16 protein-coding genes are annotated in these 14,149 nt (G+C 70.2%); 8 read left to right on the plus strand and 8 right to left on the minus strand.

Going from position 1 to position 14,149, the window contains the following annotated elements:
- Positions 1-18: 18 nt before the first annotated feature.
- Positions 19-777 carry an ethanolamine ammonia-lyase subunit EutC gene (gene eutC / locus ACIHIX_RS10040; RefSeq protein ID WP_399952517.1) on the minus strand — a complete coding sequence of 253 codons (759 nt, stop codon included), beginning with the start codon at positions 775-777 and terminating at the stop codon, positions 19-21.
- Positions 774-2,153 carry an ethanolamine ammonia-lyase subunit EutB gene (locus tag ACIHIX_RS10045; protein WP_399952520.1) on the minus strand — a complete coding sequence of 460 codons (1,380 nt, stop codon included), beginning with the start codon at positions 2,151-2,153 and terminating at the stop codon, positions 774-776. The genes eutC and ACIHIX_RS10045 overlap by 4 nt, the downstream gene beginning before the upstream one ends.
- 170 nt (positions 2,154-2,323) lie before the next feature.
- On the opposite strand from ACIHIX_RS10045, the gene ACIHIX_RS10050 reads away from it, so the two are divergent.
- Positions 2,324-3,832, plus strand: a complete 1,509-nt coding sequence (locus ACIHIX_RS10050) for an APC family permease (protein WP_399952523.1) — start codon at positions 2,324-2,326, stop codon at positions 3,830-3,832.
- Here ACIHIX_RS10050 and ACIHIX_RS10055 read toward each other — a convergent pair.
- A complete protein-coding gene (locus ACIHIX_RS10055; RefSeq protein ID WP_399952526.1) occupies positions 3,829-4,320 on the minus strand; it encodes a GbsR/MarR family transcriptional regulator in 492 nt (163 codons plus the stop codon). The two genes, ACIHIX_RS10050 and ACIHIX_RS10055, sit on opposite strands and share 4 nt — an antisense overlap.
- 73 nt (positions 4,321-4,393) lie before the next feature.
- On the opposite strand from ACIHIX_RS10055, the gene ACIHIX_RS10060 reads away from it, so the two are divergent.
- Genes ACIHIX_RS10060 through ACIHIX_RS10070 form a run of 3 tightly spaced genes read left to right on the plus strand, consistent with a single transcriptional unit; the run spans position 4,394 to position 7,124 of the window.
- On the plus strand, positions 4,394-5,284 hold the full coding sequence (locus ACIHIX_RS10060) for an ATP-binding cassette domain-containing protein (RefSeq protein WP_399952529.1): 891 nt from the start codon (positions 4,394-4,396) through the stop codon (positions 5,282-5,284).
- Positions 5,284-6,852 carry an ABC transporter permease gene (locus ACIHIX_RS10065; RefSeq protein ID WP_399952532.1) on the plus strand — a complete coding sequence of 523 codons (1,569 nt, stop codon included), beginning with the start codon at positions 5,284-5,286 and terminating at the stop codon, positions 6,850-6,852. Before ACIHIX_RS10060 ends, ACIHIX_RS10065 begins: the two co-directional genes overlap by 1 nt.
- 47 nt (positions 6,853-6,899) lie before the next feature.
- Positions 6,900-7,124, plus strand: coding sequence for a hypothetical protein (locus tag ACIHIX_RS10070; RefSeq protein WP_399952535.1), 225 nt, complete (start codon positions 6,900-6,902; stop codon positions 7,122-7,124).
- Here the strand turns inward: ACIHIX_RS10070 and ACIHIX_RS10075 are convergent.
- Positions 7,108-8,310 (minus strand): cytochrome P450, encoded by a 1,203-nt coding sequence (locus tag ACIHIX_RS10075; RefSeq protein ID WP_399952538.1) that lies wholly within the window; start codon positions 8,308-8,310, stop codon positions 7,108-7,110. The two genes, ACIHIX_RS10070 and ACIHIX_RS10075, sit on opposite strands and share 17 nt — an antisense overlap.
- A 42-nt stretch (positions 8,311-8,352) precedes the next feature.
- A complete protein-coding gene (locus ACIHIX_RS10080) occupies positions 8,353-9,336 on the minus strand; it encodes an aldo/keto reductase (protein ID WP_399952541.1) in 984 nt (327 codons plus the stop codon).
- 108 nt (positions 9,337-9,444) lie between these two features.
- Here ACIHIX_RS10080 and ACIHIX_RS10085 point away from each other — a divergent pair, with 108 nt between their 5' ends.
- The 4 genes from ACIHIX_RS10085 (at position 9,445) to ACIHIX_RS10100 (ending at position 11,438) form a co-directional block, all read left to right on the plus strand.
- Positions 9,445-10,035, plus strand: coding sequence for a TetR family transcriptional regulator (locus ACIHIX_RS10085; protein WP_399952544.1), 591 nt, complete (start codon positions 9,445-9,447; stop codon positions 10,033-10,035).
- A gap of 121 nt (positions 10,036-10,156) precedes the next feature.
- A complete protein-coding gene (locus ACIHIX_RS10090) occupies positions 10,157-10,621 on the plus strand; it encodes an SRPBCC family protein (protein ID WP_399952547.1) in 465 nt (154 codons plus the stop codon).
- Positions 10,618-10,956 carry an ArsR/SmtB family transcription factor gene (locus ACIHIX_RS10095; RefSeq protein WP_399952550.1) on the plus strand — a complete coding sequence of 113 codons (339 nt, stop codon included), beginning with the start codon at positions 10,618-10,620 and terminating at the stop codon, positions 10,954-10,956. Before ACIHIX_RS10090 ends, ACIHIX_RS10095 begins: the two co-directional genes overlap by 4 nt.
- Before the next feature lie 41 nt (positions 10,957-10,997).
- Entirely contained in the window at positions 10,998-11,438 is a 441-nt protein-coding gene (locus ACIHIX_RS10100) for an SRPBCC domain-containing protein (RefSeq protein WP_399952553.1), read from the plus strand.
- A gap of 4 nt (positions 11,439-11,442) precedes the next feature.
- Here the strand turns inward: ACIHIX_RS10100 and ACIHIX_RS10105 are convergent, their stop codons facing one another.
- The 3 genes from ACIHIX_RS10105 to ACIHIX_RS10115 form a co-directional block, all read right to left on the minus strand.
- Complete coding sequence (locus ACIHIX_RS10105) at positions 11,443-12,015, minus strand: dihydrofolate reductase family protein (RefSeq protein WP_399952555.1); 573 nt, start codon at positions 12,013-12,015, stop codon at positions 11,443-11,445.
- Positions 12,016-12,141: 126 nt separating this feature from the next.
- Entirely contained in the window at positions 12,142-12,807 is a 666-nt protein-coding gene (locus tag ACIHIX_RS10110; RefSeq protein WP_399952558.1) for a response regulator, read from the minus strand.
- On the minus strand, positions 12,804-14,135 hold the full coding sequence (locus ACIHIX_RS10115) for a sensor histidine kinase (protein ID WP_399953756.1): 1,332 nt from the start codon (positions 14,133-14,135) through the stop codon (positions 12,804-12,806). The genes ACIHIX_RS10110 and ACIHIX_RS10115 overlap by 4 nt, the downstream gene beginning before the upstream one ends.
- Between the last annotated feature and the right edge of the window lie 14 nt (positions 14,136-14,149).

The following is a 14,149-nucleotide window of genomic DNA, read 5'->3' on the forward strand; positions in this document are numbered from 1 at the left end:
GAGGCGGTCGGTGGCTACTCAAAGAAGCCGATCCTGTAGAACCCCGTCGTCGGTCTCGTCCTTCAACCCCACCCCCGTACCCCTCAGCTCCCGCCCTCTCGCCATCAACCCCGCCAGCTTCCCCGCCGCCCCCTGGTACGACAGCCCCGCGGGCGGCCGGATGTTGGACAGGCAGTTCCGGTCGGCGTCCGTGGTCACCCCCGGCACCGGCCGGTACGTCAGATACGCGCCCAGCGAGTCCGCCGCCGACATCCCGGGCCGCTCCCCCACCAGTACGACCACCATCTCCGCACCCATCGCGGACGCGACGTCGTCGCCCAGCGCGACCCTGGCCTGCTCGGCCAGCACGACAGGCGCGACCCGCCATCCCACGAGCCGCGTCACCGTCGCCCGCACCACCGCCGCCGCGTGCTCGTGCACCGCCCGGCTGGACAGACCGTCCGCGACGACGAACACCACGTCCCACTCCCCCACCGGCAGATGCGCCCGGTCGGTGGGATCCAACCGCCGCCCCAGGTCGGGGCGTTGGAGATACGTCAGCCGGTCATCGGCCGCGCTGCGGACCCGTACCGTCGGCATCCCCGGCAGCCCCGCCGCGACCGTGTCCGGATCGAACGGCGAGTGCACCGCGTCCCGGGCCGCCGCGTGCGCCGTCTGGAGCTCCAGGCGGTGCCGGGTCGGCAGCGCGGAGCCGGAGCGGCCGAGGCCGATGCGGGCCTGGGTGTGGCGGCGCAGGGACGTCCACAACTCGGCGTCACGCAGGGTTGCTTCACTCATGCCGCCAGTTCCCTTCCGATGGCCGTCAGCGCGTGGGAGTCGACCTCTCGGATGCCGCCGCCTTCGTCCAGCAGCCCCATCGACGCCAGCCACGCCTCGAACTCCGGCGCCGGGCGCAGCCCGAGGACCTCACGCAGGTACAACGCGTCGTGGTAGGAGGCCGATTGGTAGTTCAGCATGATGTCGTCGCCGCCCGGCGTGCAGATCACGAAGGACGCGCCCGCGACACCGAGCATGGTCAGCATGGTCGCCACGTCGTCGTCATCGGCGTCCGCGTGGTTGGTGTAGCAGATGTCCAGGCCCATGGGCAGGCCGAGCAGCTTGCCGCAGAAGTGGTCCTCCAGGGCGGCGCGGAGGATCTGACGGCCGTCGTACAGGTACTCCGGGCCGATGAAGCCGACGACCGTGTTCACCAGCAGGGGGTCGTAGCGCCGGGCCACCGCGTAGGCCCTCGCCTCCACCGTCTGCTGGTCCACCCCGTGGTGCGCGTCGGCGGAGAGGGCGGCGCCCTGGCCGGTCTCGAAGTACATGACGTTGCGGCCGACGGTGCCGCGCTCCAGCTTCAGGGCCGCCTCGTGGGCCTCGTCGAGCAGGGCGAGCGTGACGCCGAAGGAGGCGTTGGCCGCCTGGGTGCCCGCGATCGACTGGAAGACCAGGTCCACCGGGGCGCCGCGCTCCATCAGGTCCACGCTGGTCGTGACGTGGCACAGCACGCAGGACTGGGTCGGGATCGCGTACCGCTGGATCACCCCGTCCAGGAGGTCCAGCAGGTCCCGTACCGCCTTCGGGCTGTCCGTCGCCGGGTTGATGCCGATGACGGCGTCCCCCGATCCCAGCAGCAGCCCGTCCAGCAGGGCCGCCGCCACGCCCGCCGGGTCGTCGGTCGGGTGGTTGGGCTGGAGCCGGGTCGCGAGCCGCCCGGGCAGTCCGATCGTGGACCGGAACGCCGTCACGACCCGCACCTTCCGCGCCACCGCCACCAGATCGGCGTTCCCCATCAGCTTGGAGACGGCCGCCACCATCTCGGGCGTGAGCCCGGGAGCCACGGCCGTGAGCGCGGGCGGGTCGGCCGTCAACAGCCACTCCCTGAACTCACCCACCGTCAGCCGGGCCACCGGCGCGAAGGCCGCCGTGTCGTGCGTGTCGAGGATCAGCCGGGTCACGTCGTCGGTCTCGTACGGGATCAGCGGCTCGGTCAGGAACGTCGTGAGCGGCACCTCGGCCAACGCCCAGCGGGCCGCGACCCGTTGCCGTGCGCTCGTCGCCGCGAGCCCGGCGAGATGATCGCCGGAGCGCTCCGGGCTCGCGGCGGCGAGGAGGCGGGCGAGGGAGTCGAAGCGGTGGCGTTCGCCGCCGAGGGTGGACGTGTAGCTCATGTCGGGGACCGTACGAGCCGTGTGTTGCGAGGAGGTTGCGACAGATTTCCTCGAAATTCTAAAGGTCTGGTTGACAAACATTTAACGCATCGAGACCCTTGGCCGACTCATTTCGCCTACAGAGTTCCGGTCCAGCACACCAGCACACCAGTAGGAGAGGGGCCACCCCGATGGCAGTGGATGAGGGAGTCGCCCCGGCGGCGAAGACAGATGAGGGCGGCACCGTCCACCGGCTGAAGCCCAATGCCATCGGCCTGCTCGGCGTGGTCTTCATGGCCGTCGCGACCGCCGCGCCGATCACCGCGATGACGGGCAACGTGCCCTTCATGGTGTCGGCGGGCAACGGCATCGGCGCCCCGGCGAGCTACCTCGTCGCAATGGTCGTACTGGCAATCTTTTCCGTCGGCTTCACGTCGATGGCGAAGCACATCACCTCCACCGGCGCCTTCTACGGCTTCATCTCCTACGGCCTCGGACGCACCGTGGGACTGGCCTCCGGCCTCCTCGCGACCTTCGCGTACGTCGTCTTCGAGCCGGCCCTGATCGGCATCTTCTCGACCTTCGCGACGGAGACCCTGAAGGACCAGACGGGCGCCGACATCCCCTGGTGGGCGTTCGCGGTGCTGATGCTGGCGATCAACGCCACCGGCACCTGGTTCGGTGTCTCGGTCGCCGAGAAACTCCTCGTCGTACTCCTCGCGACCGAGGTGACCATCCTCGCCGCGATGGCGATCTCGGTCGCCTTCCACGGCGGCGGCCCGGACGGCTTCAGCCTCGACCCGGTCAACCCGGTCAACGCCTTCCAGGGGACGTCCGCCGGTCTCGGTCTCTTCTTCGCCTTCTGGTCATGGGTCGGCTTCGAGTCGACGGCGATGTACGGCGAGGAGTCCCGCAACCCGAAGAAGATCATCCCCAAGGCGACGATGATCTCGGTGCTCGGCGTGGGCGTCTTCTACGTCTTCGTCTCCTGGATGGCCATCACGGGCACCGGTGAGTCGAAGGCCGTCGAGGTCGCCACGGCCAACCCCCTCCAGCTCTTCTTCGGCCCCACCGAGCAGTACGTCGGCCACTGGGCGGTCGTCGTCATGCAGTGGCTGATGATCACCGGCTCGCTGGCCTGCGGCATGGCCTTCCACAACTGCGCCGCCCGCTACATGTACGCGCTGGGCCGCGAGGGCGTCCTGCCGTCGCTGAAGAACACCGTCGGCCGCACCCACGCCCGCCACGGCTCCCCGCACATCGCGGGCCTGGTCCAGACGATCGTCACCGCCCTGCTCCTGCTGGCGTTCGCGGCGGCGGGCAAGGACCCGTACACCGGTACGTACGTCCTGCTCGCGATCCTCGGCACCATGGCGATCCTGGTCGTGCAGGCGGTCTGCTCCTTCGCGGTGCTGGTCTACTTCCGCCGCCACCACCCCGAGAGCCGGCACTGGTTCCGCACCCTCACCGCTCCGCTCGTCGGCGGCGTCGCGATGCTCGCGGTGGTGGCGCTGCTGGTCTCCAACATGGGCGCGGCGGCCGGCACGGAGTCCGGCTCACTGGTGCTCAAGGCGACGCCGTGGCTGGTGGCGCTGGTGGCGGCGACGGGGATCGGGTACGCGCAGTATCTGAAGCGCCGGGACCCGGCCCGTTATCTGCTGCTGGGCCGGACGGTCCTGGAGGAGACCAGGGAACGCTAACGGTCGCCGAACAACTCGGCCCTGCGCACCTGCCAGCGCTCCATCATCTCGGCGACGTCCTTCTCGATGAACTCGAAGAAGGCGAGCGTCTCGGCCAGCCTGTGGCCGGCCGGTGTGCCGGCCCCCAGGCTGGCCACGCCCTCGCGCAGGGCGTCCTCCCACCGCTTGATGATCGCCTCGCGGTTGGTGAGGGCCTGGTACCACTGGTCGCTGTGGACCCGGTACCGCTCGCGGCGTGAGCCGGGTTCCCGCTCCCGCGACAGCATGTGCACCTGGGACAGATAGCGCACGGCCCCCGAGACGCCTGCCGGGCTGACTTGCAGCTGTTCGCCCAGTTCGGCGGAGGTCAGGGCGCCGCTGTCGGAGGCGAGCAGCGCGGCGAAGACGCGGGCCGGCATGCGGGGCAGCCCCGCCTCGACCAGCTGCGCCGCGAACCGCTCCACGAAGTTGGACACCGCTTCAGGGTCCCGACCTGCCACCTCACTCATCCCCTCACCCTATCCGGCGTTCATAGGTTTCCTTAACTTCACAAATTTCTGAAATAAGCGTACGTTCGGAACCATGACGAAGGCAATCAGCGTCTCCGGCCTCCACAAGGCCTTCGGCAAGACGCAAGCGCTGGACGGGCTGGACCTCACCGTCGAGACCGGCGAGGTGCACGGCTTCCTCGGCCCGAACGGCGCCGGCAAGTCCACCACCATCCGTGTCCTGCTCGGCCTCCTGCGCGCCGACTCCGGCGCCGCCCAGGTCCTGGGCCGCGCCCCCTGGGCGGACGCGGTCGAGGTGCACCGCCGGATCGCCTACGTCCCCGGCGACGTGACGCTGTGGCGCAACCTGTCCGGCGGCGAGGTCATCGACCTCATGGGCCGCCTCCGCGGCGGCCTCGACACCAAACGGCGCGCCGACCTGATCGACCGCTTCGAACTCGACCCCACCAAGAAGGGCCGCACCTACTCCAAGGGCAACCGCCAGAAGGTCGCCCTGGTTGCGGCCTTCGCCTCGGACGTGGACCTGCTGGTCCTCGACGAGCCGACCTCGGGCCTCGACCCCCTCATGGAGGAGGTCTTCCAGCGCTGCGTCGAGGAAGAGCGCGACCGGGGCCGTACCGTCCTTCTCTCCTCCCACATCCTCAGCGAGGTCGAGGAGTTGTGCGACCGCGTCAGCATCATCCGCAACGGCCGTACGGTCGAGACGGGTTCCCTCGCCGACCTGCGCCATCTGACCCGCACCAGCGTCGCGGCCGAACTGGCGGGCGCCCCCAACGGGTTGGCGTCGCTCCCCGGCGTCCACGATCTCGACATCCAGGGCAACCGGGTCCGCCTCCAGGTCGACACCGACAAACTCGACGCCGTACTGCGGCAGTTGAGCGAGTCCGGCGTGCGCTCGCTGACCTCGACACCGCCCACCCTGGAGGAGCTGTTCCTGCGCCACTACCAGGAGGCGGCCTCGTGATGACCTCCCTCGCGGGCACGGGCGTGCTCCTCCGCTTCTCCCTGCGCCGCGACCGGCTGCTGATCCCCGCCTGGGTCGCGGTGAACGCGCTGATGGTCCTCTCCATGCCGAGCAGCATCGAGTCGCTGTACGGCACGGCCGCCGAACGCGCCGACCTGGTCCACCAGGTGGAGACCAACGCGTCCTTCCGGGCCCTGATCGGCCCGGTCCTCGACACGTCGACCGGCGCGCTGACGGCCTGGCGCGTGGGGGTCTACGCGGGCCTGCTGGCGGCCGTCATGAGCCTCCTGATCGTCGTACGGCACACCCGGGACGAGGAGGAGAGCGGGCGGCAGGAGCTGGTGGCGTCCGGCATGGTGGGCCGGCGGGCGGCACTGACGGCGGCGCTGCTGGCGGCGGCCGTCGCGAACGGGTTCCTCGCGCTGCTGGTGACGGCGGGCCTGGCCGGTCAGGGGGCGGTGGGCGCCCTGGCGCTCGGCCTCGGGGTGGCCGCGGTCGGCATGCTCTTCGCGACGATGGCGGCGATCGTCGCCCAGCTCACCGAGAGCGCGCGGCTGGCACGGGGCCTGACGTCGGGCGTGCTCGGCCTGGCCTTCGTGCTGCGCGCGGCCGGCGACTCGGCTTCGGACGACGGCAGTTCGGCACTGACGTGGCTCTCCCCGCTGGGCTGGCTGGAGAACCTGCGGCCGTACGCGGACGAACGCTGGTGGGTGCTCCTGCTGTTCACCGCGGCGATCGGCGGACAGGCCCTTGCGGCCTACGCGTTGGCGGGCCGCCGGGACGTCGGAATGAGCTTCTTCCCGACCCGCCCGGGCCCCGCCACCGGCCGGCTGTCGACCGCGGGCGGTCTGGCCTGGCGACTGCAACGCGGGAGCGTCTACGGCTGGAGCGTCGCCTTCTTCGTCGTGGGCGTGGTCTACGGCGGTCTGACGGACGGCGTGGCGGACCTGGTCGGCGACAACGAGAACGCGCGCGAGATCTTCGAGCGGATGGGCGGCCGGTCCGGCCTGGAGGACGCGTTCCTGGCGTCGATGGTCGGGATGATGGGCCTGATCGCGGCGCTGTACATCGTGGGCGGCGTGCTGCGCCTGCACGGCGAGGAGACCTCGGGCCGCGCGGAGCCGGTGCTGGCGAACTCGGTCGGACGGCTGCGCTGGGCCGCCGGGCACCTGGTGGTGGCGTTCGGCGGGGCGGTCCTGCTCATGCTGCTGACGGGCCTGGGCTTCGCGGTCGGCTACGGCAAGGAGGCCGGCCCGATCCTCGGGGCCTGTCTGCTCCAGGTCGTCGCCGTGTGGGTGATCGGCGCACTGGCGGTCGCCCTGTACGGGCTGCTGCCGCGGGCGGCGATGGCCGCGTGGGGTGTCGCCGGGGCGGTCCTGCTGATCGGCTGGGTGGGCCCGGCGCTGGACGCGCCACAGGCGGTGCTGGATCTCTCCCCCTTCGGGCATCTGCCGAAGTTGCCCGGCGGGGAGATGAGTTGGGGGCCGGTGCTGGTGCTGCTCGGGCTTGCCGCGGCGCTGGTGGCCGGGGGGCTGGCGGGGCTGCGGCGGCGGGACATGACCGCCTGACGGGGCGCCGGGAACCTCTGCGCGGCCCGCGCGCGTCCGTCCTGGGCATGGGACAACGTGCGCAGGCCGCCGCAGGATGTCTGACCGCGGCCGTGGGTGCCGGAGCGGGACTCGCGTGCTGGTCCGTCGGCGTCCGCGGACGGTTCCGGCGCTTCGAGCAGGCCCCCGACTGGAGCGTGCTCTACGCCGAGCTGCCGCTCATGGTCCTGGGCGGCGTGGCCGCCGCCCTGGCCGTCTGGGCCGTACTGCGCTCCCTCAGACCGCGACGGTGAGCCCCTCCAGCCCCCTGATCACGAAGTTCGGCTTGCGAACCGGCTCCGCCGCCAGGCTCAGGCTCGGGGCGCGGTCCAGCAGCGCCGTCATCGAGGCCGCCAGCTCGATACGGGCCAGCGGAGCGCCGATGCAGTAGTGGATGCCCGCACTGAAGGAGATGTGGGGGTTGTCCGCGCGGCTGAGGTCCAGGCGCTCGGGGGCGTGGAAGACGGCCGGGTCATGGTTGGCGGAACCGAAGAGCATGGCGATCTCGGCGCCGCGCGGGACGGTGGTGCCGTCGATCTCGATGTCGTCCAGGACCCAGCGCTCGAAGAGCTGGAGCGGGGTGTCGTAGCGCATCAGTTCTTCTACGGCCGTGGGGACGAGGGAGTGATCGGCACGGAGTTTCGCCAGCTCCCCCGGGTTGCGGAACAGCGCGTACCAGCCGTTGACGGTGGCGTTGACCGTCGCCTCGTGCCCGGCGTTCAGCAGCAGCACGCAGGTCGAGATCATCTCCTGCTCGGTGAGCCGGTCGCCCTCGTCGTGGGCGGCGATGAGCCCGGAGATCAGATCGTCGCCGGGTCGGTCGCGGCGTACCGCGATGAGCCCCCGCAGATACTCCGAGAACTCGACCGAGGCACGCACCGCCCGCGCCGCGATCTCCTCCGGAGGGTTCAGCTCGTACATTCCGCAGATGTCCGCCGACCAGGGCCGCAGCGGCGCCCGGTCGGCCTCCGGGATCCCCAGCATCTCGGCGATGACCGCGACGGGCAGCGGCTCGGCGACATCGCGGAGCAGATCACCGCCGCCCTTCTCGACGAGCTGCTCCACCAGCTCCCCGGCGAGCCGTGTGACATACGGCCTGAGCCGCTCGACCGTGCGCGGCGTGAACGCCTTCGACACCAGGCGCCGGATACGGGTGTGGTCCGGCGGCTCCAGGTCGAGCATGCCGTGGTCGTTGAGCGTGTGGAACGGCTCGTGCTCGGCGGGGGGCGGGGTGCGGTCGAAGTCCTCGTGCGAGAACCGGTGCTGATACGTCCGCCCCAGCCGCCGCTCCCGCAGCAGCGCCGACACGTCGGCGTGCTGCGGGACGAGCCACTGGTCGGTGGGCTCGTAGTAGTGCACGCGGCCCTTGGCACGCAGGTCGGCGTAGGAGGGGTACGGGTCGGCGAGAAAGTCCGGGTCCCACGGGTCGAAGGCTGCCATGCCGGGACGCTAGCCCGACCCTCCCCCTCCTGACCAGGGGTGTCAGACCCAGACCGGGACGTGTTCCGCGGCGTAGCGGGCACCGAAACCGCCGTGGGGGAGGATCTCGGCGATCGCTTCGAGGTCGGCGTCGGTCAGGGTGAGGTCCGCGGCGGCCGCGTTCTCCTCGATGCGGCGCACGCTGCGGGTGCCGGGGATGGGCACGATGTGCTCGCCACGGGTGAGGAGCCAGGCCAGGGCCAGCTGGGAGACGGTGGCGCCCTTGGCCGCGGCGAGGGCGGCGAGGCGCTCGACGGCCGCCACGTTCTTCTCGAAGTTGCCGGGCTGCCAGCGCGGGTCGCTGCGGCGCATGTCGGTCGTGTCGTACTCACCGGCGGGCTTGGCCGTGCCGGTGATGAAGCCACGGCCCAGCGGGGAGTACGGGACGAAACCGATGCCGAGTTCGTCGAGGACCGGGAAGAGCTGCTCGACGTCCCGCTCGAAGAGGCTGTACTCGGTCTGGAGCACCGACACCGGCTGTACGGCATGGGCGCGGCGGATGGTCTGCGGACCTGCCTCGCTGAGCCCGAAGTACTTCACCTTGCCCGCGTCGATCAGCTCCTTGACCGTCCCGGCGACCTCCTCGATCGGCACGTCCGGGTCGACGCGGTGCTGGTAGAAGACGTCGATGTGATCCACGCCGAGGTGGCGCAGGCTGTTGTCGGCGACCTCGCGGATGTTGTCGGGGCGGCTGTTGAGCCCGAAGCCCTTGGACAGGTCCGAGAGATCGAAACCGAACTTCGTGGCCAGCACGACCTCGTCCCGGAAGCCCTTGACCGCCTTGCCGACCAGGATCTCGTTGGAGCCCGTGCCCCAGCCGTAGAGCTCGGCGGTGTCGATGAAGGTGACACCCAGCTCGTGGGCGCGCTGGATCGCGGCGACTCCTTCCTGCTCGTCGCCGGGCCCGTAGGCCATGGTCAGGCCCATCGAGCCGTAGCCGAGCGCCGAGACGGTGAGGCCCTGGCCGCCGAGTGTCCTCTGCTGCATGACGTACTCCTGCCCATCAAGTCAAACCAAAATGTTTGCTTTGACCGACTGTACGCCCGGGAGGCAGCCATCGCCAAACAGAACGTTTTGGCTGGGTAACCTCGACGCATGACCTCTTCGACGCCCCCGGACTCGACCCGCGACCGCATCGTCACCGCGGCGCGGGCCGAGTTCGCCCGGTACGGGATCGCCGGCGCCCGCATCACCCGTATCGCCAAGGCCGCGAAGACCAGCACGGAACGTCTCTACGCGTACTTCCGCAGCAAGGAAGAGCTCTACGGCTTCATCGCCGAACGGGAGCTGGCCGCGGTCTCCGAGGCGACCCGCCTGGACCCGACCAACCTCCCCGAATACGCCGGCCGCGTGCACGACTACTTCATCCAGCACCCCGACCGCTACCGGCTCGTGAGCTGGGGCCGGCTGGAACTCGCCGGCGACACCGCCGACGACCCCGCGATGAGGGAGACCATCCGCCGCAAGACCGAGCAGATTCGCAAGGCGCAGGAGGCCGGCCAACTGGACCCCTCCTGGGAGCCCATCGACATCCTCGTCTTCCTCAACCAGATCGCCTCGGCCTGGGCGGGCCAGCTCGACCTGGTGGACGCGGTGGCGGACCAGGTCCGCGACCAATCCCTGACGGCGCGCAGGGCGGCGGTGGTGAGAGCGGTGGAACGCCTGTTCCCGGCCACGGGGTCGTAGCGGTCCGGGTTGACCGACGTCGGGACGCCGACCGCGACACGCAACCGATGGTTGCGCGTAATCACCGCCCGGGTCTACAGTGATACGCAACCAAAGGTTGCGAAAGGGCCGGGTGGGAGACATGGAGTACGGCAGCATCGAGCGGGAGATCCACATCGACGCCACGCCCGAAGTGGTCTACGAGGTCGTCAGCAGACCCGAGCACCTGCGGGAGTGGTGGCCGGACGAGGCCGAGCTCAAGCCTGTGCCCGGAGCCACCGGAGTCATCTCGTTCGGGGACAGGAACGCGCCGGACGCGAAGGTCGAATCGCTCACCGTCGTGGACGCCGATCCGCCCCGGCGGTTCTCCTTCCGGTGGGTGTACGACGAGGGCGAGGCCGCGACGCCCGCCAACTCCCTGCTGGTGACCTTCGAACTGACCCCCTCGGGCTCGGGCACGCTGCTGCGCTTCAGCGAAGCGGGGTTCCGGGAACGGGGCTGGGAGGCGGCCGTGCTCGAGAACGCCTACCGCGAGCACGTCACCGGCTGGGACCACTTCCTGCCGCGCCTCGTCGCCTACGTGAACCGGCTGGTGTCCACGCCGTGAGCGTCACCGTCGACGACGAGCTGTGGTCCGCCGTCGGAGACCCGACCCGGCGCCGGATGGTCGACCTGATGCTGGCCGACGGCTTCGGCACGGCGACCTCGCTGAGCGAACGGCTGCCGGTCACGCGCCAGGCGGTCGCCAAACACCTCGGCGTACTCCACCGGGTCGGGCTGGTCCATGCCACCCCGTCCGGACGCGAGCGCCGATACGAGGTGGACGAGGAACAACTCGCCCGTGCCACAGCCCAGTTGGCCTCGGTCGGGGCGAGCTGGGACGCGCGACTGCACCGCATCAAGCGCATCGCCGAGGCGATCCAGCGCGACCGGGAGAACTGACGCCGGCCATCAGGAACACCACATCAGAGAGAGGTACCGAGATGCCCGACATCCTGCACAGGATCGGAATCACCTCATCCCCCGACGCCGTCCACACGGCCCTGACCACCATCGAGGGGCTCGCGGGCTGGTGGACGCAGGACACGGAGGGCGACCCCGGTGTCGGGGGCGTCATCCGGTTCCGTTTCGTACCCGGCGGGTTCGACATGAAGGTCCTGGAGACTCAGCCCGCCGAGCGCCTGGTCTGGGAGGTCGTCGACGGCCCCGAGGAATGGATCGGCACCCGGGTCCGCTTCGACCTCAAGCAGGAGGACGACTTCACCATCGTGCTGTTCCGGCACGAGGGCTGGAAGGAGCCGGTGGAGTTCATGTACCACTGCAGCACCAAGTGGGCGACCTACCTGATGAGCCTGAAGAAGCTGATCGAGACCGGCAAGGGCGAGCCCTCGCCGCACGACGTCCAGATCAGCAACTGGCACTAGGGACTCAGCGGATCACGTCGAAGACGTTCTTCTGCAGGCCGTTCGCGTACGCCTCGTGCTCGACCAGCTTCAGCTGCTGCTTGTCCTTGTCCGTGGTGGAGAAGAGGCGCTTGCCGGCGCCGAGAAGGACCGGGAAGACCAGGAGGTGGTAGCGGTCGATGAGGTCGGCGTCCGCGAGGGAACGGTTCAGGGTGGCGCTGCCGTGGATGATGATCGGGCCGCCCTCGGTCTTCTTCAGCTCGGCGACCTCGTCGAGGGAGCGCAGGATCGTCGTGTCGCCCCAGTTCGAGACGAGGTCGCCCTCGGTGAGGGTCGTCGAGACCACGTACTTCGGCATCACCTTGTAGTCGGCGAACTCCTCCATGCCGGGCCACACCGGGCTGAACGCCTCGTAGCTGGCCCGGCCCAGCATCATCGCGCTCGCCTCCTTCTGCTCGCGGCCCTTGATCTCGAACGCCTCGGGGAGGAACTCGATGTCCTTGAAGGTCCAGCCGGCGTTGCGGTAACCGGGCTCGCCGCCCGGGGCCTCCACGACGCCGTCGAGCGAGATGAAGGCGGTGCTGATGAGGGTGCGCATGTCGGTTCCTCCGTCGTCTGTCTGTGAGTCTGCGTGTGCGGTGTTCAGCTGTGATCTACGACCGCTGATCATGGAGAAACTCATCGGCTGACGCCCACCCTATTTTTTCCGGATCCCCTACGCCCCCTATCCCGGCGTCACCAAGCGCGCCTCGTACGCGAACACCGCAGCCTGCGTCCGGTCCCGCAGCCCCAGCTTCACCAGGACCCGGCTGACATGCGTCTTGATCGTCGACTCCGCCACCACCAGCCTCCCCGCGATCTCCGCGTTCGACAGGCCCTGCGCGATCAGGACCAGGACCTCCGTCTCGCGTTCGGTCAGATCGCCGTAGGCCGCGTGGGCGGAGGGCATCAGACGGGGGGCGTCGGAGAGCTTCGAGAACTCCGTGATCAGACGTTTGGTCACGGAGGGGGCCAGCAGGGCCTCCCCCGAGGCCACCACCCGCACCCCGTCGGCCAGTTGGCGAGCCGAGGCGTCCTTCAGCAGAAACCCCGAGGCTCCGGCCTTCAGGGCCTGGTAGACGTATTCGTCGAGGTCGAAGGTGGTCAGGACGAGGACCTTCGCCGCACCGTCCGCCGCCACGATCTCGCGGGTCGCCTCGATGCCGTTCAGCTCCGGCATCCGGATGTCCATCAGGACCACGTCCGGGCCCAGTTCACGGACCTTCGCCACCGCCTCACGGCCGTTCACCGCCTCGCCGACGACCTCGATGTCCGGCATCGCGTTGAGGAGCACCGAGAATCCCTCGCGCACCATCATCTGGTCGTCCGCGATCAGTACGCGGATCGTCATGCGTCACCCTCGCTCGTACTCGTACTCGTACTCGGCACCGGCAGGTACACCGCCACCTCGTAACCCCCCTCGTCCGTCGCGCCCGCCGTCATCTCGCCGTTCAGCATCGAGACGCGCTCCCGCATCCCCGTGATCCCATGGCCGGCGCCGGGTGACGGCTTCAGCAGGGCCCCGGCGGGCGGCGCGCCGTTGACTATCCGCAGGCCCAGGCCGCCGAGGACGTAACCGATCTCCACCTGCGCGGTCGCGCCCGGCGCGTGCCGCAGCGTGTTGCTCAGCGCCTCCTGGACTATGCGGTACGCCGACAGCTCCACGCCTTGCGGCAGCTCGCGCACCGCGCCGGTCACCGTCTTCTGTACGGACAGACCCGTGTCGCGCACATTGGCCAGCAGTCCGTCGAGGTCGGCGAGCGTGGGCTGCGGGGCGTCCGGGGCCTCGTAGTCCTCGGCGCGCACCACGCCCAGCACCCGGCGCAGCTCGGTGAGCGCCGCCACCGCGTTCTCGCGGATCGTCGCGAAGGCGCGCTCCAGCTCCGGCGGCGGATTCTCGACCCGGTAGGGGGCCGCCTCGGCCTGGATGGCGACGACCGACATGTGGTGCGCCACCACGTCGTGCAGTTCGCGGGCGATCGTCGAACGCTCCTCCAGCAGGGTGCGCTTGGAACGCTCGTGCGCCGTGACGGTCTGCTGGGCGGTCACCTCCTGGCGGGCCTCGCGGCGGGTGTGCCACACGGCGACGACCAGCAGGACCAGCGCGGAGAGGACCAGCATGGGGGCCGTGTCGTCGCCGTAGTAGTAGACCGGGCCGAGGATCACGTCCGCCACGAAGCCGTAGGCCGCGGTGACGGCCCACATGTACGCCGCCGTGCGCGGCTTGGTGCGTATCGCCACGACCGTCAGCACCGTGAGGTGACAGGCGAAGCTGGCCGGCAGCCAGGGGTAGCCGTCCATGTAGCTGCCGAAGACCTGACTGACCGGGGTGGCCGCCATCGACAGCCAGAACGCAGCGGTCGGCCGGAGCATGGTCAGCAGGATCGGAAGCACGGTGAGCGGAGCGAGCAACGGGGCCACGCTGGTGTCGACCGCCGCCAGGAGCAGCGTGATCAGGGCTGCCGCGGAGATCACGGCATGGGGTGTCCAGGCCGCGTACCCGCGCAGGGAGCCGGGCAGCCGCCGGGTCAGCGGGCCGTCGACCCGCATCCGGGGCAGCGGGCGGTAGGCGAAGGCGTCATGGAACAGGTCCTGCCGGAGCCCGCGCAGGGCGCTCGCGGCCAGCCGGTACTCCGGGCTGCGCGGCTTGGCCCCGTCCCCCGCCGGCGGTGTCTGCATGTGGGTCGTCTCGG

It is taken from the genome of Streptomyces sp. NPDC051913 (assembly GCF_044593635.1).
In the GTDB taxonomy this organism is placed as follows: Bacteria; Actinomycetota; Actinomycetes; order Streptomycetales; family Streptomycetaceae; genus Streptomyces.

Coding starts and splice junctions, on each gene's coding strand:
- eutC (WP_399952517.1), bottom strand. CDS start 777: ATGAGTGAAGCAACCCTGCGTGACGCCGAGTTGTGGACGTCCCTGCGC.
- ACIHIX_RS10045 (WP_399952520.1), bottom strand. CDS start 2,153: ATGAGCTACACGTCCACCCTCGGCGGCGAACGCCACCGCTTCGACTCC.
- ACIHIX_RS10050 (WP_399952523.1), top strand. CDS start 2,324: ATGGCAGTGGATGAGGGAGTCGCCCCGGCGGCGAAGACAGATGAGGGC.
- ACIHIX_RS10055 (WP_399952526.1), bottom strand. CDS start 4,320: ATGAGTGAGGTGGCAGGTCGGGACCCTGAAGCGGTGTCCAACTTCGTG.
- ACIHIX_RS10060 (WP_399952529.1), top strand. CDS start 4,394: ATGACGAAGGCAATCAGCGTCTCCGGCCTCCACAAGGCCTTCGGCAAG.
- ACIHIX_RS10065 (WP_399952532.1), top strand. CDS start 5,284: ATGACCTCCCTCGCGGGCACGGGCGTGCTCCTCCGCTTCTCCCTGCGC.
- ACIHIX_RS10070 (WP_399952535.1), top strand. CDS start 6,900: ATGGGACAACGTGCGCAGGCCGCCGCAGGATGTCTGACCGCGGCCGTG.
- ACIHIX_RS10075 (WP_399952538.1), bottom strand. CDS start 8,310: ATGGCAGCCTTCGACCCGTGGGACCCGGACTTTCTCGCCGACCCGTAC.
- ACIHIX_RS10080 (WP_399952541.1), bottom strand. CDS start 9,336: ATGCAGCAGAGGACACTCGGCGGCCAGGGCCTCACCGTCTCGGCGCTC.
- ACIHIX_RS10085 (WP_399952544.1), top strand. CDS start 9,445: ATGACCTCTTCGACGCCCCCGGACTCGACCCGCGACCGCATCGTCACC.
- ACIHIX_RS10090 (WP_399952547.1), top strand. CDS start 10,157: ATGGAGTACGGCAGCATCGAGCGGGAGATCCACATCGACGCCACGCCC.
- ACIHIX_RS10100 (WP_399952553.1), top strand. CDS start 10,998: ATGCCCGACATCCTGCACAGGATCGGAATCACCTCATCCCCCGACGCC.
- ACIHIX_RS10105 (WP_399952555.1), bottom strand. CDS start 12,015: ATGCGCACCCTCATCAGCACCGCCTTCATCTCGCTCGACGGCGTCGTG.
- ACIHIX_RS10110 (WP_399952558.1), bottom strand. CDS start 12,807: ATGACGATCCGCGTACTGATCGCGGACGACCAGATGATGGTGCGCGAG.
- ACIHIX_RS10115 (WP_399953756.1), bottom strand. CDS start 14,135: ATGCAGACACCGCCGGCGGGGGACGGGGCCAAGCCGCGCAGCCCGGAG.